Genomic DNA, 25659 nt, shown 5'->3' with positions numbered 1-25659 from the left:
ACCTACAACCACCACATCCCGCAACGCTCGCTCGACCACCGCTCACCCGTGCAAGCCCTTCAAGCTTGGCAGGTCGCCAAGCCCCATTTGTTCAAGCGCGCTGTATACAAACAGGCGGGTCTTGACAGCTAGGGTTCATACGTGGGTCAGGTTTGAACGGAAATCAGTGTGAGAGGTGGGTCAGGTTTCGGAGGAAATCAACACTACTAGAGGTCGGACCGGATGTGATTTCGCGGTTGAGCTGCTGCAAGATCCTCAACTCACCGTATTTAAGGCGGACTCGGCCTAGCGCAAATTATCGGCGGTTAAAGAATGCCGAAGAAATAACCATGCTCTTTGTTTCTGATTCAAAATCAATTTCTGCAATTGCAGCGTCCGGAAGAATTATCTTCCTAACAATACCGGCACCAAGACCGGCCGTGTGAAGCAGCCGATCCCCCACCCGAATAGTTCCAAGCCCCTGCGCCTCGCATTCAAACACTACGGCTTCTTCCGATAGGCTCAATTGGTCCCACACAAACCGGGCACCTAGTAACTTCCATGTGTTTGGTAGCGCCTGTTGAATGCTTTTTGCTGACGAAGCAGTCCAGGACCATTGGGAATGAATATCGGCGGTTATTTTATCATTGTGAAAATTGGCCTCATCAATTGAGCCGGCGGATTCAACGAAAGGTTCAAAACTGTTATTGCCTTCAAGTCGCAAGAGCTCTGCCATGATATCCGGCTCCGAAACAATTCGCTTATATATGTATTCGCCCTGCAAAACTAGCCAACGCCTAAAGTACTCAAACGAATCATCCCCGCACGGCTGACCGATCATTAGCGAACACAATTGCCAAAGGGCTTGGCGATCCGCATCCCGCAACAGAAGCCTAAATATACAAGTCGCGTCATTTCGAGCTTGCGCCGGAAGCTTGCTAAAAGCTATGTTTAGCAAATCGATATTTGGCGATTCGATTCTTGCTTTGTCTTCTGTAATTCGCGCCTTCTCAATAAGACTCCAAAAGTCAACGCCTGCGCTGAGGTTTTTCATGTTGCATTCCACTCACTGACACGGGGTGCACTTTTGAGCAAACCATTCCCGATACTTCTCGTATCTTACCAACGCTCCGTCCGGATTTTTTCGATCATTTGCAAAAGGCCTTAGAGCTTGAATCTGTTGAGTTTCAGCATTTTCACATGATGAACGGCTCTCGTAGCGCTTGATCGGTGTGAAGGTCAACTTGCAATTAACGCATTCATAGATTCTCATTTTTCCATCGATGCGGCTACTGTGTTGACCTTCCCGAGCTCTCGGATCTTGTTGAGTAATGCCAACGTAAATTGTTTCGCCTTGACAATCCACTATGTGATAGAGGGTGCAAGCGTTTCCGCGACTTCTGTCCTCGCTACCGCCAAGTCCGCCGTCAGCATTGGATCCGCTATTTGCATTTCCGGCGCCTCCAGCTGCCTTTGCGCCAGGAATGAGAGTCGGCGCTGTAATCGGAACTGGCGGAAACATTGGAACTTGCAGTCCGCTCGGATCGGCGTAGCTAATCGGGTTTGAATATGAGTATGCGTACGTATTGATCCCGCCTTCAAGACCGATCGGGTCACTTTGGACATATCGCCCCGTCGTCGGGTCGTAGTCGCGGAAGTGGTTGTAGTGCCTCCCCCCGAACGCCTCGTACTGCTGGCCCGGGAAGCGCAAGTTGAACTTCAGAGCGGGCCGACCAGCAGTCGGCTGCTCTTCCGCCGGACTGGCACCAAATGGCTCACCGAGCCATCGCCAGCGCAGAGCGCCGCCAGGTTCGAGCAGCATCCGCGGGGTGTTTAGATGGTCTGTGTGAATGCCATAGGCAGCGAACTCGGCACCACTGAGGTTGATCATGACCACTGGAATGTCGCCAAGCCAGATGTACTCATTGATCGGCGTGCCATCTGGTTTGTATTCGCCGATCAGATGGTTGTCCAAATCGTACGCATAGATCGTCACGGTGCGTAGATTGGTGGGGCTGCCAGTCCATTGGCTGCGCCAAACCCGCCGACCCATGGCGTCGTATCCGAACTCCACGCCGGCAGTACTGCCCTGTGCCATGGCTGCGAGTCGGCCTTCGAGGCTGTAGCTTGCCGTGTAGTTGGCCGAGGATCCCGACTGGATGTCGCTGAGCGTGGTGCCGTCGGCGTTGTAGACCATGCTGCGCGCCGGATTGGTGAGCGCATCCAGCCGGTTGCTGCTCGACGAAACGGTCAAGCCACGGGCAGTCGCACCGGCAGTCGACGCGGTGCGGTTGCCGTTGGCGTCATAGGCGTAGCTCCAGTTGGTAGAGCCGGTGACAGTGGTCAATCGGTTGAGCTCGTCGTAGCCGAACGATTGGTCGTAACTCGGTGCTGGCTGCGCCGTCGCAGCGTTGTAGTGGGTGTATCGACTGATACGGTCCGCGTCGTCGTAGGTGATGTCGCGCACCAGTTGACCCAGCGAGTGCCGAACCAGCCGCCCATTGGTGTCGTAGACGCGAGCATGAGCTCGCGGCGGTGAGCCGGGGAAGTTCCATACCCAGCTCTCTGGCTGACCGGCGGCATTCATTAGGATCTGGTCGATGAATGGCGTGACTGGCGGCGTCTTGTAGATCGACCGCACCTGGCCGTTCACCCGTCCGAAGTTGATTACACGACCAGAGGGATAGGTGATTGCAGTGACGTTTCCTGCGGGGTCATAGTCGTAAGTCACGCTGCGCGACATGCCAACGCTGCCAACGCTTTGGACCGTGGCTGTCACGCGACCCAGCGCGTCATAGCGGATCGTTGTAGTGGCGTCGGGCGTGGCCGCCGTCGTGAGCCGACCGACTCCAGCTCCGAAGCTGGTGCCGGTCTGATCGTAGGTCCACTTCACATCGCGGTTGCTTGAGCCCGAGCGGCTGTAAGTGACCTGTTTGATGCGGTTGAGCGCGTCGTACCAGTGGGTTGCCAGCACGCCACGAGAGTCGGTTCGCGTCTTGAGGTTGCCGACGGCGTCGTAAGTGCTGTTGGCAATGCCGGTGTCGGGGCTGGTCAGCTTCCATGGGTTGCCGAAGCCATCGAGGTTGTAGCTGGTCGTGAGCTGGCGCGGATCCTTCACCCAGGTGGGCTCGTCACGAAGGTCGTAGCCGAAGCTAACGATGCCGGACTTGGCGTCCGTGGTGGTGTTGCGCCGAGCCAGGGAGTCGTAGGTATGGCGATTGGTCAGTGCCCGCGTTGACGGCGCAACGATGGTCTTGGTGGGGTTGCCCTCCGCGTCGTACTCGAAGTTGACCACCGGTACCGGAGAAACCGGTGGCGCTGGCAGGGTCTGCGCGCGCGCTGCCAAGCCCACAAGCATGACTGCGGTGAGGCCGGCCTGGGCGATCGAGCCCGTACTGCGGCGCCCCCATATGACATGACGCATGCGTTACTCCCTGCCGGTGACTTGTTGAATGCGGTTGAGCGCGTCGGGGACGCGCGTGAGCGTCTTGGCCAAGCGACCCGAGGGGTCGGTGATGGCCTCGCCGATGCGGTTGCCGCTGTTGTCCAGCGTGTAGGTGATCTTGTTGCCGCGGTTGTCGGTGACTGAGGTGAGGCGGTGGGCGTCGTCGTAGCCGTAGTTCACCGCGCTGGCATCTGGCAGCGTGACCGTCTTGAGCAACCCGGTGGGCCAGTAGTCGTACTGGGTGGTGAGGCCCGCTGTTGTGGTGGTCCTCAAGCGCTGGCGCAAGTCGAAGGTGCGGGTGGTTGTGATGCCGTTGGCGTCGATCATCTCTAGCCATTGACCCGATTGGCTGTACTTGGTGAAGCTGGTTACCTGATTCAGTGCGTTTTTTACCGTAGCCAAATCGCCCCGCGCAAAATTCTCCGTATTGCTCGGATGGTATGTATAGGTGGTTGCATTGTTTAGGGCGTCACTATGCGAAAGCACCTGCCCGTACTCGTTGTACGTCCAATTGTTAACTCTCATCAAAGCAGCGCCGTCTAGCAATGCCGCTGGCCCAGCCCGTCCATCCACATCAAGAGTTACCTGCTCTCTCTTTATGCATAGCACCCCAATGCCGTCGTGGTTTGGCTGGGTGGCGTTAGTTGGTGCGCACCAATATGAGTACGGGGTACCCAGTGGATCCCTCTTCGAGTTATACACGAGAGTGGTAACTTTCTTGGGTTCGAAAATTCTCGTCGCCAACCCAGAACGCGAATCTCGCTCCGTAGTAATCTTTCGAGCACCAGCAGGTAAAGGGGAGTTTGGAGCAAGTACACCCGAACAATCGGTATTACTAGGCAGGCCTTCGACTCTAATGTTTTCAAGCTTTGATGCGGAGTCATAAGAGAAACAAGTTCTGTATTTCCTTAAACTCTCAGTCCAGCTTAGAAATCCGTTAGCGTCGTACCCGCTTTCAGCAGAACTCGCAGCGCAACCAGCGCCGGGCGCCTGAGTTTGAAGTCCTAATTTCAGCACACCATCTGCAGTGGCACTGATCGGAGTCTCAACGCGACCTGATGGGTAAGTTACCAAAACACCTTCCGGCGGCTTCAGCGCGATAGTGCGGCGAATTACCGATGCCGCAGGATCATAAACATCAGACGACTCCCACTTGGGACCGGACTGATATCCGACAGAGAACCTCGACTTCCCATCCCCAAGCATTGTGGAGATTGCATTCCCAGTCGACTCATCATAAGAATAAGAAGCATATCGCCCCCCATTTTCATCCACGACACCAGTTAAAAAACCAGGCAACGCTTCTTGCTCATAAAGAAATGAGCGAACGCTCATGTCTGGCCTAGTTATAGAAATCAATTGAGCTGTTGAGTCATAGCCCAGCAACACTTTCCCACCATCTGGCCCCATAATACTCGCCAATCTTATATCGGCGCCAATCTTCTGGTACGTAAATGAGATGGTCCTTCCAAATGTATCTACCACCCTTAAGAGCAGATTCGGACCTGGAGCGACACTGGAAGGTGTTGACGAAGTACTGTAAAAATAATTTAGCGAACGTCCATTAGAAAATACCTTCGCCCTAATTGCGTAGCGTTCTTCGCCTAAGCTCACGTTATACGCCTCGTATGCGCCTTCAGTTGGACGATGAATATACTCATTGCAGTACTGCCCACATGGACTTGTGGGGTCCGTTTTCAAAGATGGTTTCAAACCACTAGATGTCACGGAAAAAAACTGCAAGTAACCATCGCCACTATCAATGGCCGCCGACTGGGTGGACCATTGAATCGTTGCATGACTATTGATTCCCCAGCCCGCCCCCAGAACTGAATCCCTTTTAATACTATTCTTGAAATTGGCAGAAGGCTCGGAAGGGTTGGAGGGTGTGATGGCTTGCAACGACCTGGTGTTGTAAATAATGCGCAGCGCAAGATTGTCAATGGAAATTCCAAGATCCTGACTTAGATACTTTGAACCTTGCAGCGGGGAAATGGGTTGCCCTATCTTGGGGCAGTGTTGCGGGCTATCCTTCCAGTCCAACACAATTGGCACACAGCCATTTGCGACTTGACTGTAGCCGCTACCTGTCGCACAAAGGTTGGCGACAAATACCGCATGTTTTATCCCAACTGTTGGGTCACATTGCCACTGCCCCCACAGGAATTTTACAGTTGTACAAAATGTGCGCGTTGCAAATCCTGTGGCATTAGCACCGGTCGGAAAGTTTTTACATTCCGACTGAGGCGGGGCCAAAGGGTGCTCGTGCGCAGCCCTGAATCTTTCGCATTCTGCATAGGCGGAATCCACTTCGCCGTTGACATAATAGTAACTGACGTTTGGAAAGCCGGATGAGTGGTCCACCAAATATCCGCAAAATGCCGTTGTCGGCATGAAAATCCCGGCAATAAAAAGCAGCAGACAAACCCCTGTGTCACGCAGAATCATATTAACCCTAACTGACGTAGTTTAATGAAGGAAAATCTGACCACTCACTGCGGAAAAATTGATGTCGGCAATATTTTGATACCATCTGCAGTCCGTTCATTTGATGCGTAATGTTTAACGGAGGGTGGTGGATATTCACCGAGAATCTTGGGATGGTGGCCTCAAATAAAGAGTGACCCTCAATCGCGGCCCCTGGACGGCAATTCCATGGGTGCGGTTCTCCACGGCGCGTCCGCAGGCGCAGAGAATGGCCCGGTGACGAAGACGGACTGGGCCGTCGCCCCCTGTTGCTCGAAGTGTTCTACGGCTTCAACGGGATGCTGCGCTCGGAGTTCAAGCTCGGCATGGTCGCGCCGCTCTTCGCTCTTTAGCGCCACAAGGAACTGAAGCCAGCTTCGACTTTCGACTTCATCGCGTTCACCTGGAATGACTCGCTGGCGGTCGTAGAGCCATTGCTCAGCCAGGGTGTAAAGCTCATCGACCGACGAGGCGTCGACAGCGCGAAGCGCAAGGGTCTTTCTCGATTCGGCAGCGGTGGCGTCGTCAAACGACTCAAAGCCTGCGATGGTCCGTGCGACCTCGCGGTGCCGCCGCAGGATGTGTTCGCTGTCGTAGATCGTCTTGAGCGCTGCGATGGTCGGGGCCACGCGGTAGACGTTGAGCTCCACGCACAAGTGCGTATTCCACTGATCGCGGACACCCATTCCAGGCTGATCGCGGACAGTGTTCCGGGCGATCGCGGACACCCTGAGTGGAGTGCCTGAGTGACGGCCCGCATGGTAGGTCAACTGTCCGCCATCAGTTTGGAACGGTGTCCGCGATCAGCGTGGAACTGGCCCATGGGTCAGGCCCGGGATGAGCCCGGCGCAGAGACTCGCCCTTGAGCGCAATGCTGTGCGAGGCGAGCATCAGCCGGTCCATGATGGCGTCGGCGATGGTGGGCTCACCCAGCCATTGATGCCAGGCCCAGGCGCTGCTGGGCATCTGGCTAGTGATGAGCGTGCTGCGGCTGCCCACCCGGTCGTCCAGCAGCTCCAGCAGATCCTGGCGTTCCTGCGCGGTGATGGGAGCAATCGCCAGATCGTCCAGGACAAGCAAATCCAGTCGCGCCAGCTGCGCCAGGCGACGGCCGAAGCTGCCGTCTCCGTGCGCCACCTGCAGCTCTAGCAGCAGCCGGGTCGAGCGGGTGTAGAGCACAGTGAAGCCCTGGCGAGCGGCCTGCTGGGCCAGCGCGCAACCGAGCCAAGTCTTGCCGCAACCGGTGGCGCCCGTGATCAGCACGTTGCGGCCTTGCCGGATCCAGTCGCCCTCGGCCAGCGACGTGACCAGGTGGCGGTCCAGGCCGCGGCCAGATCGCCAGTCATGTCCTCGACGCACGCGCCGCTGACCTTGAACTTGGCTGCCTTGAGCAGCCGCGCCACGCGCTTGCCGTCGCGCCAGTCCAGCTTGCGCTGTACCAGCAGCGCCAGCCGTTGTTCGAAGGGCAGCGCTTCGGCGCTGGCCTGCAGCGCAGTGTCGTTGAGCGCGGCAATCATGCCGTCCAGGCGCAGGCCGCGTAGTTGGTCCAAGGTGTGTTGTTGAAGCATTGTTTGTTCGTAATTTTTGATGGCTAGGCCAAGGGGCTTGCCTTGCGGCAGCGCCTCAGTGGTGTCGGTAGTAGCTGGGCCCGCGCACGTTGTCGTGGGCGGGCATGGATGCCGTGTCGCCGCCCAGCAAGCTGCTGCCCTGTCGGTTCAGGCCACTGGCCAGGATCGACTTGACGCTGCGGTAGTGCGGCGCACGGATGGACTGCACGGCCTCCAGCCGCTCGTCGCCGTACTCGCGCGCCAAGCGCATCAGGCCCAGGCAAGCGCGGTAGCCCTGCTCGGGGTGGGTGCGGTGCTCCATCTGCCAGCGCACGACGCCAGCGGTGGCGGCACCGATGCGCTCGCCCCAGCCGATGAGCTTGGCCGGGGTCCATTGCCGGTGCGCGCGGTGCGACGCCGGCATGTGCTCGGCCATCGTGGTGAAGCCACCCACGAGGTGGCTGAGGGCGTGTGCCGCGATGCGCTGGCGCCGCAGCAGCACTTCCAACGTGCCGGCGGTGATGCGCAGCTCCACGGCGGCGCCCACGTGCAGGTGCGGCACCGAGTATTAGTGGCCCTCGTAGGCCACGTGGTAGCCGATGGCCGCCTGCGGCCACCTGACGCCAGCGTCGCCCGCATACATCGCGATCTCGCTGACGGTGGCTGGCATCATCCGCACGATCTGAAGCTCGCTGCCCGAGCGCGGGCAATTGCCGGATATGCCGATGCGCTGGTGGCCCTGGTGCGGCACGATGGCCGTCCATGATCAGTGCGCAGCAACTGGACGCCTTGGACCCGCAGACGCGGCAGGCCGTGCAGTCGCTGCTCGCCCAGGTCCAGCAGCGTGACACCGAGCTCGCCTTCAAGCAGGCGCTCATCGACAAGCTCACGCACGAGATGGCGATTCTGAAGCGGATGAAGTTCGCCGCCACCAGTGAGCGCTTCGCCAGCACCCTCTCACCCGAATAGCGAAGCCTGCTGGATGAGACGCTGGGCACCGACATCCATGAGCTCGACGGCGAGCTGCAGCGGCATCGCAAGAAGAGCGACAAGAAGGACGAGGACGAGAAGCAGCAACCCAAGCGCGCCCAGCTCCCCGCCCACCTGCCGCGTCGCGACGTGCCGCACGAGCCGACGGACACGAGCTGCGCGACACCGAATTGCGGCCAGGCCATGCAGCGCATCGGCGAAGACGTGTCCGAGAAGCTGGACTACCAGCCCGGCGTGTTCACGGTCGAGCGCCATGTGCGCGGCAAGTGGGTCTGCAAGTGCTGCGAGCGCATCGTGCAGGCGCCGGTGCCCGCACACGTGATCGACAAGGGCATCCCGACGACCGGCCTGCTGGCCCACGTGCTGGTGGCCAAGTTCATGGATCACTTGCCCCTGTACCGGCAGGAGGCAGTGTTCGCGCGGGCCGGCCACGTGATCGCCCGCTCGACGCTGGCGGAGTGGGTGCGCGCCTGCGGCGCGCAGCTGCAGCCGCTGGTGCAGGCCCTGGCCGACGAACTCCGGCGTCACATGGTGCTGCACGCCGACGAGACGCCGGTGGCGATGCTCAAGCCCGCCGGACAACGAGATGGCAAGACCCACAAGTCCTATATCTGGTCGTACGGCACGCCGAGCACCAACCCGGTCAAGGCGGTGGTGTTCGAGTTCAGCGAGACCCGCAGTGGCGAGAACCTCCGAGACTTCCTGCGCCTGGACACGCCCAACGCCTGGCAAGGCACGCTTGTCCCCGACGGCTTCAGTGGCTACTCGTGCTGCGTCGAAAAGGGCGTGACCTCAGCGCAATGCATGGCCCACAGCCGCAGGAAGTTCCACGAGCTCTGGGCCAAACATGGCAGCCAGGTCGGCGAGCAAGCACTGCGCCTCTACCAAACCCTGTTCCGCATCGAGCGCCAGGCCGAGCGGCTCACAAGCGACGACCCGCGCCTACTGCAAGGACGTGCTGGATCGCCTGCCAACTCACCCGGCCAGCCGCATCGACGAGCTGTTGCCCCACCGTAGGTCCCCGAGCTGAGTCTCTTCGCCGCTGGACGCCGATTCCCATCCCCGGTGTCAGGGGCTGGGCAGCTCCATCGCTCTCTAGGGCTACGCTGAATAAGCCGGCGATTTCGACGCTCCGTCATGCCGACGGCTGACGTGCTCGAACTGACGTCGTTTTGGCCCGCACATGCCGATTTTTTCGGCCCTTTTGAGGCAGCAGGCGCGCCGTGCGCCCACTGCTGACGCACTTATGCCACCAGGCGCTTGCGCGCCAAGTAGATATTGGCCAAGCCCAGCGCTACAAAGGCTCGCGTGGCATTCTTGGCCAACCCTTTGTAGCGAACCTTCGCGAAGCCGAACTGGCGCTTCACGACTGCAAACACGTGCTCCACCCGCGATCGCGTTTTGGACTTGATGCGGTTGACGATGCGCTCCAAGTCGGCGAAGTGCCCTGTGCCCCTGACCCTCTGGTTCGTTCGGTCCTTGGCCTTCGGTGCCTTGGCTGCAATCAACGCCTGCTGCGAGGCGTAGGCACTGTCGCCAAAGACTTCCAGCTCCTGGCCGTGCAGCAGTTCGGGCAGCGGGTGCTTGTCGTGAACGTTGGCTGCGGTCACCACAGCGCTGTGCGCAAGGCCCGTCTCGCTGTCCACGCCGATGTGCAGCTTCATCCCGAAGAAGTACTGCTGACCCTTCTTGGCCTGGTGCATCTCGGGATCGCGCTCGCCCTTGTCGTTCTTGGTGGAGCTCGGCGCCGAGATGATGGTGGCATCCACGATGGTGCCAGTGCCGATCTTCATGCCCTTGCCCTGCAGCACTTCACCGACCTTGGCGAACAGGGCCGCGCCCAGCTTGTGCTTGTCGTCTTCGAGCAGGCGGCGGAACTTCAGCAAGGTTGTGCCGTCGGGAACACGCTCGCGGCCCAGATCGATGCCCACAAAGCGGCGCAGCGCCGTGCTGTCCAACAGCGCTTCCTCGCACGCCTCATCGGCCAGGTTGAACCAGTGCTGCACGAAGTACATGCGCAGCATGCGCTCCAGCCCGATAGGCGGTCGCCCCTTGCCGGCCTTCGGGTAGTGTGGCTCGATGACTTCGCACAGCTCCCCCCACGGCACGATGGTGTCCATCGTCTGCAGGAACACGTCGCGCCGGGTCGGCCTGCGAAATCGCTCGAACTCCGCGCCCTGATCGGCTGCTGCTGCGAGGGTTGCTTGCTTCATGCGAGCATCATCCCGACGCGGCGCCTGCCTTGCCACCAGATCAACCCGGAAGACGGACCTTAATCAGCGTAGCCCTAGGCGGCAACCGTCAAGGTGTGTTTGCCGCGCCCTTACGCCGTGGGAGAGTTCGGCGGGCGCGTCCATCCCATCGCTTACGTTGTTCCGACATGAATGGCGTATACGGTTTAGCGCTGCTAGTCCACTGAATCAGAAGAATTGGTGGTGTCGGCGCTTGGGGTTGTCGTACTTCCACTTCAGCGGTTTGGGGTCCTTGTTGTGCTGGCGGATGTAGCGCATGAGCTTCTTGTCCAGGTCCTTGACCGAGGTGAAAACGCCGCGGCTGATCACGTCGCGCTGAATGCGCGAAAACCAGTTCTCGACCTGGTTGAGCCATGACGAGTAGGTGGGCGTGTAGTGGATCTGCACGTTTGTGTGCGTGGCCAGAAACGCGTCGACAAGGCCGGTCTTGTGGCTGCTGACGTTGTCGCAGATGACGTGAATTTCCCGGCCCAGTGGCTGGCTGTCGACGACATCCCCCAGGAAGCCGACGAACTGCTCGCTCGTATGGCGTGGGGCGGTCATGCCCAGCACTTCGCCGGTGGCTGTGTTCAACGCCGCAAACAGGCTGAGCGTGCCGTTGCGCTTGTACTCGAACCCGTGGCTCTCGGCGCGGCCAGGCGACAGCGGCAGCATGCGGTCCTTGCGATCGAGTGCCTGGATGGCTGTCTTCTCGTCCACGCAGAACACGGCGGCGTGCGCAGGCGGATTCAGGTACAGGCCGATCACGTCAGCAGCCTTGGCCTCGAAGTCAGGGTCGTTAGAGATGAGATGGCGCTCCAGCCGGTGCGGCTGCAGACCGTGCTTGCGCCAGATGCGCTGCACGGCGGAGAACGAAACGTCGCCGAGTTCAGCCGCGAGCTTGCGGCTGCTCCAGTGCGTCGAGCCGTCCTTGGGCTTGTGCTTGAGCGTCTTGTTGAGCACTCGGGCTTCCAACTTGGCCACCGGCTGCACCGGCGCCCGGCCCGGGTGCAGCGACACCAGTCCGGCCAGGCCTTGAAACTCGAACGCCTTGGTCCAGCGCGTGACAAAGGCATCGTTGCACGCCAGTTTGGCGCGGATGTCCACCCTGCGCTCACCGTCGGCCCACAGCAGGACACAGCGCGCACGACGCGCGAGCGCCGCGCTCCCGCTGCGCTTGCGGATCACCCCTTCCAGCTCGCCGCGTTCGTCGGCCGTCAATGTCATTCTGTGCATGCTCTCCATTGTGGAGCATACACAGCCAATTTCAATGACTCAGTGGACTAGTCTGGATGGTCGTCTCGTTCTTCACCGAGCGGTCAGCTTGCGTGTGAGCCCACCCGCACGTCACGCTAGCGTCTAGTCAAGTAGCCACCGTTCAGCGAAACACCCAGCCCAGGCCATTTGCGCAACCGACCCGCAACACAAAGGCCATCCACCGCGGCAAGGGCTGCATCAATGGGTAGTCCAGTTTCGGACGTAATGCCGGATATGGAGCGAACCGTGAAGCGAGACTGAATCATGGCCTCCATGACCTTCTGCTGGTCCAACGACAGCTCTTGATCTGCATCCCCCATCATTCCGCGCTGCCCCCCGCCTCCAATCGCTTCGGGTGCCTCAATCAATGGCTCTACAGCCGCACGAGCCGCAAATGCATCTTCCCTGGCTTGTTGCGCCTCGCGGGCAGCTTCGCGCGCACTGTCAAGAACACGTTGGGAGACACTGCGAATGAAGGCTCGGGATGAGGCGGCGGCCACAAGGCAGAAGCCAGCTAGAACAAACAGCTTGGAATAGTCTGGTTTCGATCCCGCTGCAGCGCCGCGGATTTTGTCGATCAGGTCGCCCGATGCGAGGTTCAACAGCAGCGGAACGATGAAAGCCGCAACAATTCCGACGAAGACATGCTGCCATGCGTTGAGCGGCTTTTCTGTGTCCGTATCGGCGGTGAAATAGTTGGCAAGTCCTCCAAGCGCTCCCGAAATGAGCATGACCCCTGCAATGAGGAACAACGGGATCAAGGCTGCAATTTCGTCAGTCATGACGGTTTCCAAGCTGGAACACACAGAATCCGCACGATGGATGCGACTGACCCAGAAGGTTCTGATACCAGATCTTGCGATAGCGCCACGTGAGCGAATCAGCTTCCTTTCTGTCGTAGAAGGAAAGCCTTGAAGCCAACAGCGCGAGAGCCGCGCGTGTCCAGGGCAATGTCCTGAAGGCAATCTTGCGAAGTACCGCTCGCGCGCTTGAATGACGGCCGAGACGGGCCAGCAATTCAGCTCGCACGACCTGGGCATCAGGAATCCACCTGAGACTATCCGCCCAAACGTTTGTCTCACAGTCCAGTTCTTCCCAGCGCTTCGGATCGTCCAGCGCGCTGAGCGCGGCGATCACGCGACCTAGACCGACCTGCTGCGGCATAAGTGCACTGCTTGTGGAAGACAGCGCCGAGGTCGCTGAAGTAGGCACCCGTTGATCAGGCCGTAGGCTGCCGACAAGAAGGTTGAGGTCAGGATCAGTAAACTCGAAGTACGGCAGATAGACGCCCGTCGTATGCGTCTCTGACCAATGGATGTTCGGCATCTCAAAGCGCCCATTGAAATAGTCAGCCGGCACAAGAGCGAGCCGGCTGCTCCACTTCGGCCCCGCAAACAGGATGCCGAATGCGCTGATGGATTCTGGGGAAGGAAGGAATGGGGGAAGATTCGACGCCAGACGCTCTATAGCAAACATCTCTCGAAAATCTTCACTATCAACGACCTCTTTTGGTCGCGCACGCCGCCTCAGGATGCGCACATAGTGGAAGGCGGGAGCAACCGCCGATGGGGCGTCGAACTGGGCCAAGCGAGACTGACCCCCCGCGACAACCACCGGCAAAGCAGCCTCCTGCAGCAGGTTCCGCCCCTTGATCGATGGCTCGTTCGGTTGAAGCTTGAGGTCAAGTTCGCTGTCGAGCGCCCCAACGTCGAAACGGATCGGCTGACCGATGGCACGCCCACTGCCATCAATGGCACTCGCGACATACCCCTCGCCCTGAGGGACCTGCATGGGCCATCCCGCAGGCCCTTCGCCAACGACTGCGAAATCGCTGGTGTGAACCCTGACTTTGATGGCCTTGGGGCCACCATGAACTGGTGGCCAGACGCGGACAAGCACGTCGCTCATGGCCACCCCCTCAGGATCCATGGATTCTCAACATCCGGAAGCACGATCTGCCCTTCCAATACTGCCGTCCACTGCATGCCTGGCCCTCGAACCTTGACGTCATATTCACCCGGCCGCAACATGATGGTGTGTCGCCCTGGCGCCGCTAGAGTGCCTGGCACGAAGCCCATAGCGGCGTGTTGAAACCCCACTTCTCGTCCTGCGGCCGATGCCGTTGGATCCAGAATGACTTCCAAGTCGACATCGGGCGCGGCAGGCATGCGACGCAGGACAGGTCCTGGAGATGAAGCGTCGGGAACCATCATCTGCCCAGGAAGAGTCGCATAGCGGGCATTTAGTCTCGCGGTAATGGACTCCGCATCGAGCTGCCAACCGGTGACCAACTTCTTGCGGCCTGCACGCAAGAAGGCGTCCGACACCGCCTTTTCGAAACGCGTACCTTGGCCAATGGACGCGTAGGCGGCCTGATTGTCCGGCGCAGCAAACCAACGACCGTAGCTGCGGTTGTCCGGAACTCCCTCCGTCAAAAGGACATCGAGTGCAGGAGCCACGGTCCGGTCATCGAATGCCTTCATCTCTTCCGGATAGCTGCGACAGCAGTCGAAGAAGAAGAACTGCTGACGCGCGATTCGGTCCCCCGCCGTCTGAGGCGCCATGCCAAAGAAGACGTTTGAAGCTGCAATGGTGTTGGACAGCCTCGGGCCGCCAGGCGCGAACAGATCCGAGCAAGAGAGCAGCAGGTTGACGTCGCCGCGACCACGACTGAAGCCATGCCCCGCGTAGTAGAAGAGCGCCACGCTCTGCGGGTCGTCTTGGCAGTCCTGATGCCAGTCCCACAACGCCCGTGCCAAGTTTGCTCGTGTCGGCACGCCGGCACCGGCTGCCCACGCTGGAACTCCTGCCGTTTCAACGTCCGTCGGCGACAGCAGCACACGTAGCGTCTTCAGCTGATGGACGAGTGCCGTGCCCGATAGCCAAGTTGCGATTCGTGCCGCACTGAGTGACGTAGCCCCAATCGAGCAGAGATTCCAGGTCGCGGGATCCGGTGGGTCGTCGTGTCTGGGCAGGTGCGCGTAGTCACTCACGCCGACAACCAAGGCATGCACGCCCGGAGTTGCAACGCCACCAGGAGCCGCACGGTTATCGACGAGGAGTGCCATTGCGCCGGCTAGGGATAGAGTTGCTGAACTGCGGCGACGTCCCCTGAGCTGAGACCGTTCCGCTGCCCCATGTTGATTCCCGGTGGCAACGGTTGACGCGGCACGATGGTCGGCTGACCATTGACCGAGAATGCGGTCGCTGGGTAGTGCATGATCGAGCCAAAGTCGTATGCACCCAGGTTCACGCTATTTTCCTGGTTGAAGTTGTGCCGCATCGTCGGGTTGACGTTTGCCCACTCGATCTGTACGTGCTGATCGCGATCGCTGCGGCTTTGCTCGTGATAGAACCCCACGCAGTGCCCTATCTCATGCATGACGTTCCCGGCGCTGCACGCATCGCCGATGACGATCTCTTGACGACCGCCTCTTCGACCGACATAGGACGCACACCCGGGCCCTGGAACGAACTCAACCCAGTCCTTTTCGTTGGTACGCGCAACCAGACGAATCTTTGTTGCCAGGCCATTCCAATGGCTGATCGCATCCTCGATGCGCTGCTTATTGAGCAGCGATCCAGAGATCACATAGGGCACGCGACCATTCGGCCAGCGGTAGCTGCCTCCTTTGATGGCACCGCCCTGCATGACGAAGTCTGGGTCTGTAAATACCTCTGAGTTCGATTGCTGACGGATCCGATCGACGAGCTTGTCCTGCTCCTCGACAGTGCCGATCAGGATGCAACCTTCAAGTACGGCGTAGCGCGTGCCATTGATGTTTACGGCGCTGTAGATGACCGGCTGCCATGCGCTTCCGATAGGCTTGTGGAAGCCGAGTCGGTAGTCCGTGCTGTGCAATCCATCTGCTTCACTCATGAGAGGACTCCGTTCAGAGGATGAGGTCAAGGGGAAGGTTGATGCCGGACACCATCTCCGGCCGGAATTCGATGGCACGGGTGAGCACAAAGTCGCCCTTGGACAGTTGCCCACCCGGGCGGCTGCTGACGGTGGCATCGAACAACCAACGGCTGCGCGGCGCAGGACTGGCGTCGGGCCTGAGCAAAAACGGGATGTGTCGCGGAATAGGACCTTGCAGACAAAACTCTTGCACCGCCACTTCCTCGGACGGTCCATCCGCCATCGGAGCATCGCGAAGGCAAACCCGGACATGAACCACGCCGCCCGGCATCGGTCCTCGAAGCAGCAGCACTCCCGATACGGGTTTCATTCGTTGCAGGGTTGGTAACGCGTTGAACGCCTCCGCCATCGATACCAGCCATTCCAGTGCACTGCTCCACGGCGCCTACTCCGGTGTCGTGTTCAGCGCCTTGAGCTTGTTCTCCTGCTCCTTGATCTGCACGAGCAGCAGCAGCTGACGCTTGCGCGCCTCAAGCGCATCTTCGGTAAGCTGGTTGCGCGTGGCGACACCTGAGCGCTGCGCTTCTTGCGCCTCAAGCTTCTTCAGAGTGTCTAGGCGATCCGAAAGCACGTCCAGCTGCGAGTCGCGACGCTTACTCTCGAGGGACAGCTGGGCCTCCTCGTCCGTGCGGCGGCCCTTCAAGAAGTCAAGCCGGTCTGTCTCGCGGCCCTTGACGAATGCGAGATAGCCATCGCCGATCTCCTTGGCAGACGATGCTGCGCGCTCGGCCGACGACTTGCTCTTGAATGAGACTACCTTGGGCTGGCCTGACTCGCCGAAGCTGACATTGAGCGAGTTGTCCTCGAAAACCCAGTTGGAAAGCGGCAAGCTGGCTCTCGCGCCAAGCTGAGGCAGCGCGTGGACGCCAACGTAGGCTAGATTTTCTTCAAGGACAGCGCCGTTCTGCAGTTCTTCGCACGCGGAGGGACATACACGCAGGAGTACGTGCGCCGGTTGTCGATACACGATGCCCCCCTTCTTTAGCGGGTCACGGCCGTTGTCCTTCCCGAGCACTCCCAGTGGGGGCGTCAGTGCAACTTCGGAATGCATGGCGTCTTTGGCGAACTTAGCCGCCTCTTGGGAGAAGCCCAGGGCTTGAAGCGCCTGCGCTGAAGGAGAAATTCGCAAGGGCGCGGGCTTCTCCGCTTCGAATTCCGTCGGATCGGGAGTCCACAGAAGCGTTCGTGTCACGGACAACGCCTGCCTGGCTTCGGCAAGCTCGTTTGTCTTGGTGCCCGTTTCAAGCGGGCCAAGGCCCGCCAGGGTCTGCTGTGACACCTCGAAGGCCGCACGCGTCTTGCGAACCTCGACGCGGGCATCTGCAATGGCGATAGGCTCCTTGGCCTCCTCGGCTTCCTTCAGCTTGCTTTCGGCCACTTTTAACGCGGCCGCCGCCTTGGTGCGGGCACCAGCCGCGACCTGCCGCTCCTCATCCTTGACCACGGCACTTTTCAACGCAGCTCGCGCTTTCTCCACTGCGGCAATGCGCGGTTGGAATTCATTACAGTGATTCGGCGGGGTGTTGCCGGAAGCTGCATCCATCGACGGTAGCTGGCCCAACGCCAATCCCCTGGCGACGGAGAACGCGGTGCTTGCCAGGCTCGAGAGGATTGGGCCCGTCTGATCTGCCGCACTGGCATTGACTGAGACCAGCAGACCTTCCTCCGAAGTGGAAATGGTGAGATCTGTCGTCTTGGTGAGCGCCGAGAGAGACTTGTACGAAACGATGTAGCGCTGCGACAGGTCGGGCACTTGTTTCTCAGAAACCTTTGCGCTCACGGCGTATAGCAGCCCCGGCGCACTACCACCGTCGCGGCACTGTGTTATTTCGAAGCTTGCGTCGATTACCAACTGCTTGAGGGGAAGGTAGTAGGCGATGCCTTCTCGCTCTTCGGCCATGCTGGTGGTTTCTAGTCGACTCACCTCCAAAGTCGTGCATCCAGAGCAAAGGGCGGCAACGACGCTCCCGACGCTCGTCGCGCGCAAGCGACGGTTCATTTCAATTCCGAGCAGTTGCATGCGTGCGTCCAGTTCAAAGAGCGGCGATTCTGGAGACCGAAATCGACGTTTGCATCCCAAAAACTGAGGAGAGTTCAGGCTCAGATTGCCGTACGCCAGCGTAGGAATGGCTCAGTCCGTGCTTGCGGGCACCTATACCCGGACGCTGCACTGGTCCACCGGCTATGCCGTAGCCCGCGCAGCGACGCGCGACCTCGTCGAGGACTTCATCGCACAGGACGACGCGCAATTCGCCCACGCGACTCATGGCTTCGAGTTGGACGGCGAGGAGCAGCGGCGCCGCTTCTTCATCCAGTCGCTGCTCACCGAGCCGGGCCTGTCTCACGAAGCCTATGCACGCCGGTTCGGCAGCGCAGCCCTCGACGATCTGCCGCAACTGCGGGAGCTGGCGGCCCTCGAGCTGGCGGATGACGACGGGAGGCTGCTGGCGCTGAACGAGCGCGGTATTGCGTACGCCGACACCATCGGCCCCTGGCTCGCGTCGGCCGGCGTGTCGATGTGGCTCCCGCGTCGGCCAGCGCCGTGTCCTCTGGTGGCCGCGTTGCCGGTGCCGAAAGTTCAAAGTTGAATGAAACAAAAAACCGATAGTTCAGACTTGAGTGAGACACGGGTTCAAAGCCGGCTGACCCGCCCAGAGCCAAGTTGTTGATCAGAGCCGGTTTTCAGTTTTGGGTTGAACGCAAACCGACAGTCGGTTCTCACTCAAGGTGGAACTCTTCTCACCGAAGATGGAACTGATCTCGCTTGCCCAGAACGTTCACCCTGAGAGCCCATCGGCTCGCCAATCGGCGGCTCCATTTTGAAGAGCTTTCCCACCCGGCCGCCACGTTGCCTACGCTGCGGTGCCACCTGCTGCATCTACCTAGGAAGGTGCTTTGACTCCGTGACCTCGCCTCTGTTGAATCCTGCGGGGGATCCGCCTGTGCCGCGAGGCGCTTGGCGTGGTCGCGGATCGTGTGACGGGCGATGCCGGCTCCTTTGGCGCCGCCTAAGGATGACCTTGGTCCGCGAGCACGGCGAATCGAAGCTTAGGTTCCTGGCGCAGCCGTGAACCCACTTACTCGGCGGCACCGTGAGCCCGAGCAGTCGAGGTGCGGTCATGGAAGCGGCAGGCCCGCGATTTCCTGCAGTTGCAGAACTTCGCTCAGTCCCCGGTCAGTGCAAAGCTTGCCGCCAGGCCCAGCGACTGCTTGATGCAAGGAAGCGCGAGTACGTCCTCGTGCGGCCAGCGGCAGAGATCGCGGCGGTCCAGTTTTGCGTTGTCGATCTTGACCTACCGCTTTGGGCACTTTGCAGCCACTCGACTGACCGGCCGCAGCCAGCCTCATCCGGTCATCGCCGACACGGGTGGTCAGCCGCGTTGTCACGGCGAGACGCTCCGACTTGCTTCGCCGGGGTGTCGTACATAGACTGCGCGTCCTTCATGCACCTCCAGCCTTACGGAGCTAATCGTGTCCTGCTGCATCGCCGCCATTTAAGCCGTCGACCGCCATCCGTCTCATGCTCGCCATGAGCTCGGCCGCTGCAGCCGTTCTCCGCGTCCCGCCCGCCCACGCCATGCCGGCGGCGGACGCCTAGCCCGCCAAGCAACGCGCACGCTAGTCGTCGGTTCGTTCCATCGAACCAGGATACGACCATGTCTGCGCACATCGGGTCGACGCCATCCGTCGACTCTCAAATCCAATCCCTGGAGATCCTGAAGTACCCCAGGACTCCGCACATCGAAGGCTCGCGCCTGCAACCTGGCGACGAAGGTCACGAGCACGTCCGCCTCGCGACCCTGGAAGGCTGTCATGCCGTTGTCGAAGAGAAGCTCGACGGCGCCAACGTCGGCATCTCGTTCACCACCGGTGGCGAGATGCTGTTGCAGTCCCGTGGCCACTACCTCGTCGGTGGCGGCCGTGAGCGGCAGTTCGGGCCGTTCAAACTCTGGGCTTGCTCGCACGAATCGCGGCTGCTCGCGCTGCTCGAAGACCGCTACGTGATGTACGGCGAATGGCTGTACGCCAAGCATTCGGTCAGCTATGACCGCTTGCCGCATTGGTTCTGCGAGTTCGACATCTACGACCGGGTCGAGCAAGTTTTCCTCAGCACGCCGCGGCGGCACGAGATGCTTGCGGGCTCGCCCATCGTCAGTGTCCCCGTGCTGCAGGCCGGCGCGATGCCGCGCGATGTCAAGTCACTGCGTGCGCTGGTGCGACCGTCGCTTGCGAAGAGCTCGCATTGGCGCGACGCCTTCGAGCACAGCGTACGCCGCCAGGCCCTGGATCTGTCGCTAGCCTGGCATCAGACCGACAAGTCGGACCTGTCCGAGGGTCTGTACATCAAGGTCGAAGACGAGCGCCAGGTGCTGGGTCGCTACAAGTGGGTGCGCCCGGACTTCGTCCAGACCATCCTTGATTCAGGCTCGCATCACAGCACGCGACCCGTGATCCCCAATGGGCTTGCGCCTGAAGCCGACCTCTACGCGCCGGTGGCCATTGCCAGCTGGGATGAGCCGGTAGCAGGCGACTGATCGATCCGAGAAGGAGAAGAACATGGACTACGAAACGATCCGCGCGCTGTGCCCAATTGAGGCCGGCGCCGGCTACGACTGGGAAGTCTGCTGCGAGGTCTTCCCACGCCTGCGTGCGCTCGAGACCACGCCGCAAAGTCCGCGCTATCACGCGGAGGGCAATGTCGGCGTCCACACTCGCATGGTGCTGGACGCGCTGCTGGAGTGCAACCACTTCCGAGCGGCCAGCGGTACGCGGCGCGAGACGCTGTTCCTCGCCGCGCTGCTGCACGACCTGTGCAAGCCAGAAACGACGATCGTCGATCCGGTGACCGGAGACATTGGCCAGCCCGGCCACTCGCGCCGCGGGGCGGTCGATGTGCGCTCGTTGCTATGGCGTGCGGGCGTGCCGTTCGAGCTGCGCGAGGCTGTATGCCGGATCATCGCCGTGCATCAGGTTCCGTTCTTTGCCTTCGATTCGCGGCGCGGCGAATCGCCGGAGTTCATTGCGCGGCGGCTGTCGTGGAGCCTGGATCTGCCCGATCTGATCTGCGTGGCTCGTGCCGACATGCGGGGTCGCATCTGCGCCGATCAACAGGCACGGCTGGAGGACATTGCGTTGTTTGAGCAGCTTGCACGTGAGGATGGCTGCTGGGGCACTCCCCGGCCGGCGGCCTCTGCGCACACGCGGCTGATGTATGCGCGTGGCTCGGCTGTGCATTTGGACACGCCGCTGTTCCAGGTACAGGGATCGCACGTCACGGTGCTCTGCGGGTTGCCGGCCTCGGGCAAGGACAGCTGGGTAGCACGCCATGCTCGAGGCATCGAGATCGTGTCATTCGACGACGCGAAGGCGGAACTCGGCCTGAAGCACGGCGAGAACGATGGCTTGGCGGCTCATCGCGCGGTCGACAAGGCGAAAGCGTTACTGCGCCGACGGGAGCCCTTCGTGTGGAACGCGACGCACCTGAGCGAGCAGATGCGCAACAAGACGTTGGACCTGCTTTACGCCTACGACGCCAGCGTCCGGCTGGTCTATCTCGAGGTGCCAGCCGACACACTGTTCAGACGCAACGCGCGTCGCGACACCACTCTCAAGCAGAAGGATCTTGAACGCATGTTGCACCGGTGGGAGGTCCCACTCCCCTGTGAGGCGCACGAAGTGCGTTTTGAGGTCGAGTCTGACGACCGTAGAGCCTGAGGCAAGCGGCACGAGTCTCTTGCCGAACGCGTGTTGGCCTTTGGGTGCGGCGTGGCGCGGCTGCGGACGCCATCGCACCACGCGAGAGTCGGCGAGCGCGGAGCAGGCTCATCTGGTGAGCCTGCGGTGAGACACGATAGCGGCATGACCGATGCTTTAGATCGCAGCTCGTCGCCACGACACGCGCCTGCTGACAGCGGCGTACTGGCCCGGGTGCCTGGCCAGTACATCGCACAGGCCAGCAAATCCCTGCCAGACCCCGCCTGTGCGCTGGACGACGAAATGAGCGTCGAGATCGACGCCGAGCGGGTGGGGCGCGTGCGCCTGACGTTCAGGAGGCAGCGCTACAGCAGACCCCTGGGCAAGGTCTCCTATTTCTCCTGGCTCTGCCGACACGCCGAAAACGTCACTGACCCATCGACACAAGATCCCCCCGGTTCGCGGCACATCCTCCAATGCCCGTCCGAGACTTCACCATGAACGCGCCGTTGTTGCCTCAGATCCTGCTTCGGCAAGATCCCTCGCCGCAGGCTGACCTGGACCTCGCGACTGAAGGCGTGCTGCGCTACGTGTGGAGTAGCGAGTGGGGCGACATGCTCATCGAGGCGCGGGATGGCGTGGTCTACGTCAACGGTCGGCGCGTCGATGCGGCTCCCGCATCGGCAAGCGCCGTGTGCTCGGGTGGCCGCGTTGCCGCGGCCGAAAGTTCAAAGTTGAGCGAAACAAAAAGCCGATAGTTCAAACTTGAGTGAGACACGGGTTCAAAGTCTGCTGACCCGTCCGGAGCCAAGTCGTTGATCAGGGCTGGTTTTCAGTTCTGGGTTGAACGCGAACCGACAAACACCCGCCCCGTTAAATCTGTCGAAAGCGCCCAGCGCCCCTCGTCGCGTGGATAGCGGCGGTGTTGCCGTGCTCACTGAAGGAGATGCCATGAACTACGTCGACGGCTAGCTGGTCCCGGTTCCGAACGAGAAGCGGGATGTGTACCTGAAGCTGGCGCTGGAGATGGCAGCGCCGTTCAAGCAGCACGGCGCGCTGAAGGTCCTGGAATGCTGGGGCGACGACGTCCCGAAGGCAAGCTCACGTCGTTTCCGCTGACGGTGCAGCGCCAGCCCGGCGAGACGGTGGTGTTCTCGTGGTGCGTCTGGCCCTCCAAGCAGGTGCGCGACGAAGGTATGAACAAGGCGATGGAACACCAAGGCATGCCGTTCGACGGGCAGCGCATGATCTTCTGTGGCTTCCAGGTCATCGTGGACGAGTGAACGCCGGCCGGCGGCGCGGTTGACGCTGTAGGCCATGACCGCCCGCTCGCGTCGGCCGCGACGCTGACGCGGCACCTGCTGCCATCCGCCGGCGTTTCGCTTGGGCACACTGGCGCCATGCCCGACCTGGTCACACGCCGCCCGCAGGGTCTCTACTGCGATCCCGGTGGTTTCTACATCGATCCTTGGCTGCCCGTGGAACGCGCTGTCATCACGCACGCGCATGCGGATCACTGCCGGCCGGGGCATGCCGCCTACCTGGCGCAGCGCGACGCGCTGGGCCTGATGCGCGCGCGGCTGGGCGACGACGCCCCGCTCGACGGCCTGGCCTACGGCGAGCTGCGGCGCATCGGCGACGTGACGCTCAGCCTGCATCCGGCTGGCCATGTGCTCGGTTCGGCGCAGGTGCGCATCGAGCACCGAGGCGAGGTGTGGGTGGTGGCGGGCGACTACTTCGTCAGCGGTGCGGGCGACTGCAATACCACCTGCGCGCCGTTCGAGCCGGTGCGCTGCGATGTGTTCGTCACCGAGAGCACCTTCGGCCTGCCCATCTACCGCTGGGCGCCGCAGACGGAGGTGATCGCCGAGATGCGCGCGTGGTGGGCCGACTGCGCCGCTCAGGGCAGGCACGCGCTGTTGATGGGCTACAGCCTGGGCAAGGCGCAGCGGCTGGTCGCCGGCCTGGCCACGGCTGATGCGCCCGGGCCGGTGCTGGTGCACGGCGCGGTCGCGCGGCTCAACGCGGCCTACCGCCAGGCTGGCGTCGCGCTGCCGGCGGTCGAGACCGTCACGCCGGAAACGAACTTCAAGTCGCTGCGCGGCGCCCTGGTCATCGCGCCGCCGGCCGTGCAGGGCAGCCGCTGGGCCAAGGCGCTGGGCCCGCACAGCGACGCCTTCGCCAGCGGCTGGATGCGGCTGCGCGGCGCGCGCCGGCGCCGCGGCGTGGACCGCGGCTTCGTATTCAGCGACCACGCGGACTGGCCCGGCCTGCTGCGGGCCATCGGCGCCACCGGAGCGCAGCGCGTCATCGTCACGCATGGCGACGAGGGCGCGCTGGTGCGCCATCTCATCGAGTCCGGTCTGCAGGCCGAAGCGTTCGCGACCGAGTACGGCGACGAGACGCTTGGCGTGGAGGCGGCGGCGTGAAGCGTTTCGTTGCGCTCTACCTGGCGCTGGATGCCAGCACGTCGACGCTCGCCAAGGTGGCGGCGCTGAAGCGCTATCTCGCGGACGCCCCCGCCCGCGACGCCGCCTGGGCCGTCTACCTGCTGGCGGGCGGGACGCCGCGGCGGGCGGTGCCGACGAAGGAGTTGCGCGCGCTGGCCTGCGAGGCGGCGGCGCTGCCCGAGTGGCTGTTCGAGGCCGGCTACGCCGCCACCGGCGACCTGGCCGAAGCCATCGCCTACGTGCTGCCCGACCCGGTGGACCGCCTGGACGAGCCGCTGAGCGAGTGGATGGAGGGCCGCATCCTGCCGCTTCGCACGCTGGACGCGGCGGGTCGCCGCGAGGGCGTGCTGGCGGCCTGGCAAGGCCTATCGGCCGACGAGCGTTTCATGTTCGTCAAGCTCGTGGGCGGTGGCTTTCGCGTCGGCGTCAGCAAGCTGCTGGTGCAGCGCGCGCTGGCCGAATGGTCGGGTGCCGATGTGGCCGGCGTGGCGCAGCGCATGATGGGCTACACCGCCATCGACACCCCGCCGACGACCGAGCGCTTCCAGGCTCTGCTGGCCGAGGACACGAGCGGCGCGCGCGGCGGCCAGCCCTATCCGTTCTTCCTGGCGCATGCGCTGCAGACCGAGCCGGCGTCGCTGGGGGCGCGTGGTGAGTGGCTGGCGGAGTGGAAGTACGACGGCATCCGCGCGCAGGTGGTCAAGCGCGACGGCCAGGTGTGGATCTGGTCGCGTGGCGAGGAGTTGATCACCGAGCGCTTCCCGGAGGCCGTGCTGGAAGCGAGCACCTGGCCGGACGGCACCGTCGTCGACGGCGAACTGCTGGCCTGGCGCCACGGCGACGCCGAGCCGGCGCCGTTCGCGCTGCTGCAAAAGCGCATCGGCCGCACCAAGCTGTCCAAGGCCATCCTGGCCGAGGCGCCCGTGCGGCTGCTGGCCTACGACCTGCTGGAGAGCGACGGCATCGACCGTCGGCAGGAGCCGATGCATGCGCGGCGTGCCAGGCTGGAGCAGCTCGGCATCGCGACCTCGCCGCTGGTGGCGGCCGACGACTGGGACGGCCTCACCGCGGCCCGCGAGCAGTCGCGCGAGCGCCGCGTCGAGGGCCTGATGCTGAAGCACCGCAGCTCGGCCTACGGCATCGGCCGCACGGTTGGCGCGTGGTGGAAATGGAAGGTCGCGCCGCTGAGCGTGGACGCCGTGCTCATCTACGCGCAGGCCGGCCACGGCCGCCGCGCCAACCTCTACACCGACTACAGCTTCGCCGTGTGGAACCGCGCGCCGCGTGATGCGGCAGAAGCCGAGGCGGCGCTGGATTCGACGGGCGGCGAGTTGATGCTGGTGCCTTTCGCCAAGGCGTACTCGGGCCTCACGGACCAGGAGATCCAGGGCGTGGACAGGGTGATCCGCAAGACCACGGTGGAGAAGTTCGGCCCGGTGCGCCGCGTGCGGCCGTCCATGGTGTTCGAGCTGGGCTTTGAGGGCATCCAGGCGAGCACGCGGCACAAGAGCGGCATCGCGGTTCGGTTTCCGCGGATGCTGCGGATCCGGGAGGACAAGCCGTTGTGGCAGGCGGATACGCTGGATTCGCTGCGGGCGCTGATGGAGGTGGTGTGAGCCGGGTTGCTTGGGTGAGTAGTGCGCGTGATCGGTGCATTGCCGGGAGTCCGCCCCGGCGG

The 25659-nt window shown here is 61.9% G+C and carries 22 protein-coding genes and 3 pseudogenes; 11 read left to right on the top strand and 14 right to left on the bottom strand.

All coding sequences use genetic code 11. The annotated features are described in order from the left end of the window. Positions 1 to 295 precede the first annotated feature (295 nt). The 6 genes and pseudogenes from ACG02S_RS19800 to ACG02S_RS19775 form a co-directional block, all read right to left on the bottom strand. Positions 296 to 1033, bottom strand: a complete 738-nt coding sequence (locus tag ACG02S_RS19800) for a DUF4240 domain-containing protein (RefSeq protein ID WP_394472211.1) — start codon at positions 1031 to 1033, stop codon at positions 296 to 298. Positions 1034 to 1045: 12 nt separating this feature from the next. Further along, the gene (locus ACG02S_RS19795) at positions 1046 to 3403 is read right to left on the bottom strand and encodes an RHS repeat domain-containing protein (protein WP_394472210.1); all 2358 of its coding nucleotides are present in this window, start codon (positions 3401 to 3403) and stop codon (positions 1046 to 1048) included. A gap of 3 nt (positions 3404 to 3406) precedes the next feature. Then, entirely contained in the window at positions 3407 to 5872 is a 2466-nt protein-coding gene (locus ACG02S_RS19790; RefSeq protein WP_394472209.1) for an RHS repeat domain-containing protein, read from the bottom strand. Between the two features lie 179 nt (positions 5873 to 6051). Next, a complete protein-coding gene (locus tag ACG02S_RS19785) occupies positions 6052 to 6540 on the bottom strand; it encodes a hypothetical protein (RefSeq protein ID WP_394472208.1) in 489 nt (162 codons plus the stop codon). A 130-nt stretch (positions 6541 to 6670) separates the two neighbouring features. Next, a pseudogene (gene istB, locus ACG02S_RS19780) lies at positions 6671 to 7407 on the bottom strand (IS21-like element helper ATPase IstB). Positions 7408 to 7513: 106 nt separating this feature from the next. Further along, positions 7514 to 7999 (bottom strand): hypothetical protein, encoded by a 486-nt coding sequence (locus ACG02S_RS19775; RefSeq protein ID WP_394472207.1) that lies wholly within the window; start codon positions 7997 to 7999, stop codon positions 7514 to 7516. 200 nt (positions 8000 to 8199) lie between these two features. On the opposite strand from ACG02S_RS19775, the gene ACG02S_RS19770 reads away from it, so the two are divergent. From ACG02S_RS19770 to ACG02S_RS19760, 3 genes and pseudogenes are all read left to right on the top strand, one after another. Then, entirely contained in the window at positions 8200 to 8406 is a 207-nt protein-coding gene (locus tag ACG02S_RS19770) for a hypothetical protein (RefSeq protein WP_394472206.1), read from the top strand. A gap of 6 nt (positions 8407 to 8412) precedes the next feature. Further along, positions 8413 to 9351 (top strand): annotated as a pseudogene (gene tnpC, locus ACG02S_RS19765) (IS66 family transposase); the annotation flags it as partial. After that, positions 9275 to 9457 (top strand): transposase domain-containing protein, encoded by a 183-nt coding sequence (locus tag ACG02S_RS19760; RefSeq protein WP_394472205.1) that lies wholly within the window; start codon positions 9275 to 9277, stop codon positions 9455 to 9457. The pseudogene tnpC and the gene ACG02S_RS19760, both read left to right, overlap by 77 nt. 214 nt (positions 9458 to 9671) lie before the next feature. Here the strand turns inward: ACG02S_RS19760 and ACG02S_RS19755 are convergent, their stop codons facing one another. The 8 genes from ACG02S_RS19755 to ACG02S_RS19720 all read right to left on the bottom strand — a co-directional run bounded on the left by ACG02S_RS19755 (position 9672) and on the right by ACG02S_RS19720 (position 17857). Beyond that, complete coding sequence (locus tag ACG02S_RS19755; protein ID WP_394472204.1) at positions 9672 to 10640, bottom strand: IS5 family transposase; 969 nt, start codon at positions 10638 to 10640, stop codon at positions 9672 to 9674. A gap of 207 nt (positions 10641 to 10847) precedes the next feature. Then, positions 10848 to 11903, bottom strand: coding sequence for an IS630 family transposase (locus tag ACG02S_RS19750; protein ID WP_394472203.1), 1056 nt, complete (start codon positions 11901 to 11903; stop codon positions 10848 to 10850). A gap of 107 nt (positions 11904 to 12010) precedes the next feature. Beyond that, positions 12011 to 12697 carry a YEATS-associated helix-containing protein gene (locus ACG02S_RS19745; RefSeq protein WP_394472202.1) on the bottom strand — a complete coding sequence of 229 codons (687 nt, stop codon included), beginning with the start codon at positions 12695 to 12697 and terminating at the stop codon, positions 12011 to 12013. Further along, positions 12690 to 13823, bottom strand: a complete 1134-nt coding sequence (locus tag ACG02S_RS19740; RefSeq protein ID WP_394472201.1) for a hypothetical protein — start codon at positions 13821 to 13823, stop codon at positions 12690 to 12692. The genes ACG02S_RS19745 and ACG02S_RS19740 overlap by 8 nt, the downstream gene beginning before the upstream one ends. Next, complete coding sequence (locus ACG02S_RS19735) at positions 13820 to 14929, bottom strand: caspase family protein (RefSeq protein WP_394472200.1); 1110 nt, start codon at positions 14927 to 14929, stop codon at positions 13820 to 13822. Before ACG02S_RS19735 ends, ACG02S_RS19740 begins: the two co-directional genes overlap by 4 nt. 62 nt (positions 14930 to 14991) lie before the next feature. Continuing rightward, a complete protein-coding gene (locus tag ACG02S_RS19730) occupies positions 14992 to 15795 on the bottom strand; it encodes a M12 family metallopeptidase (RefSeq protein ID WP_394472199.1) in 804 nt (267 codons plus the stop codon). A gap of 13 nt (positions 15796 to 15808) precedes the next feature. Beyond that, positions 15809 to 16147, bottom strand: coding sequence for a hypothetical protein (locus ACG02S_RS19725; RefSeq protein WP_394472198.1), 339 nt, complete (start codon positions 16145 to 16147; stop codon positions 15809 to 15811). 75 nt (positions 16148 to 16222) lie between these two features. Further along, positions 16223 to 17857 (bottom strand): hypothetical protein, encoded by a 1635-nt coding sequence (locus ACG02S_RS19720; RefSeq protein WP_394472197.1) that lies wholly within the window; start codon positions 17855 to 17857, stop codon positions 16223 to 16225. A gap of 118 nt (positions 17858 to 17975) precedes the next feature. Here ACG02S_RS19720 and ACG02S_RS19715 point away from each other — a divergent pair, with 118 nt between their 5' ends. From ACG02S_RS19715 to ACG02S_RS19680, 8 genes and pseudogenes are all read left to right on the top strand, one after another. Continuing rightward, positions 17976 to 18425 carry a hypothetical protein gene (locus ACG02S_RS19715; RefSeq protein ID WP_394472196.1) on the top strand — a complete coding sequence of 150 codons (450 nt, stop codon included), beginning with the start codon at positions 17976 to 17978 and terminating at the stop codon, positions 18423 to 18425. A 1068-nt stretch (positions 18426 to 19493) separates the two neighbouring features. Then, entirely contained in the window at positions 19494 to 20372 is an 879-nt protein-coding gene (locus ACG02S_RS19710; protein ID WP_394472195.1) for an RNA ligase family protein, read from the top strand. A gap of 22 nt (positions 20373 to 20394) precedes the next feature. Continuing rightward, positions 20395 to 21552, top strand: a complete 1158-nt coding sequence (locus ACG02S_RS19705) for an AAA family ATPase (RefSeq protein ID WP_394472194.1) — start codon at positions 20395 to 20397, stop codon at positions 21550 to 21552. A gap of 144 nt (positions 21553 to 21696) precedes the next feature. Next, positions 21697 to 22032 carry a hypothetical protein gene (locus tag ACG02S_RS19700; RefSeq protein WP_394472193.1) on the top strand — a complete coding sequence of 112 codons (336 nt, stop codon included), beginning with the start codon at positions 21697 to 21699 and terminating at the stop codon, positions 22030 to 22032. Beyond that, positions 22029 to 22289: a hypothetical protein gene (locus ACG02S_RS19695; protein ID WP_394472192.1), complete on the top strand. Its 261-nt coding sequence runs from the start codon at positions 22029 to 22031 to the stop codon at positions 22287 to 22289. The genes ACG02S_RS19700 and ACG02S_RS19695 overlap by 4 nt, the downstream gene beginning before the upstream one ends. 268 nt (positions 22290 to 22557) lie before the next feature. Further along, positions 22558 to 22814, top strand: a pseudogene (locus tag ACG02S_RS19690) (DUF1428 domain-containing protein). A 117-nt stretch (positions 22815 to 22931) separates the two neighbouring features. Next, positions 22932 to 23960 (top strand): ligase-associated DNA damage response exonuclease, encoded by a 1029-nt coding sequence (locus tag ACG02S_RS19685; RefSeq protein WP_394472191.1) that lies wholly within the window; start codon positions 22932 to 22934, stop codon positions 23958 to 23960. Beyond that, complete coding sequence (locus tag ACG02S_RS19680) at positions 23957 to 25597, top strand: ATP-dependent DNA ligase (protein WP_394472190.1); 1641 nt, start codon at positions 23957 to 23959, stop codon at positions 25595 to 25597. Before ACG02S_RS19685 ends, ACG02S_RS19680 begins: the two co-directional genes overlap by 4 nt. Positions 25598 to 25659 lie beyond the last annotated feature (62 nt).

This window comes from Pelomonas dachongensis, from assembly GCF_043555865.1.
Taxonomy (GTDB): Bacteria; Pseudomonadota; Gammaproteobacteria; order Burkholderiales; family Burkholderiaceae_C; genus Pelomonas; species Pelomonas dachongensis.
This window is presented reverse-complemented; position numbering and strand designations above follow the sequence as displayed.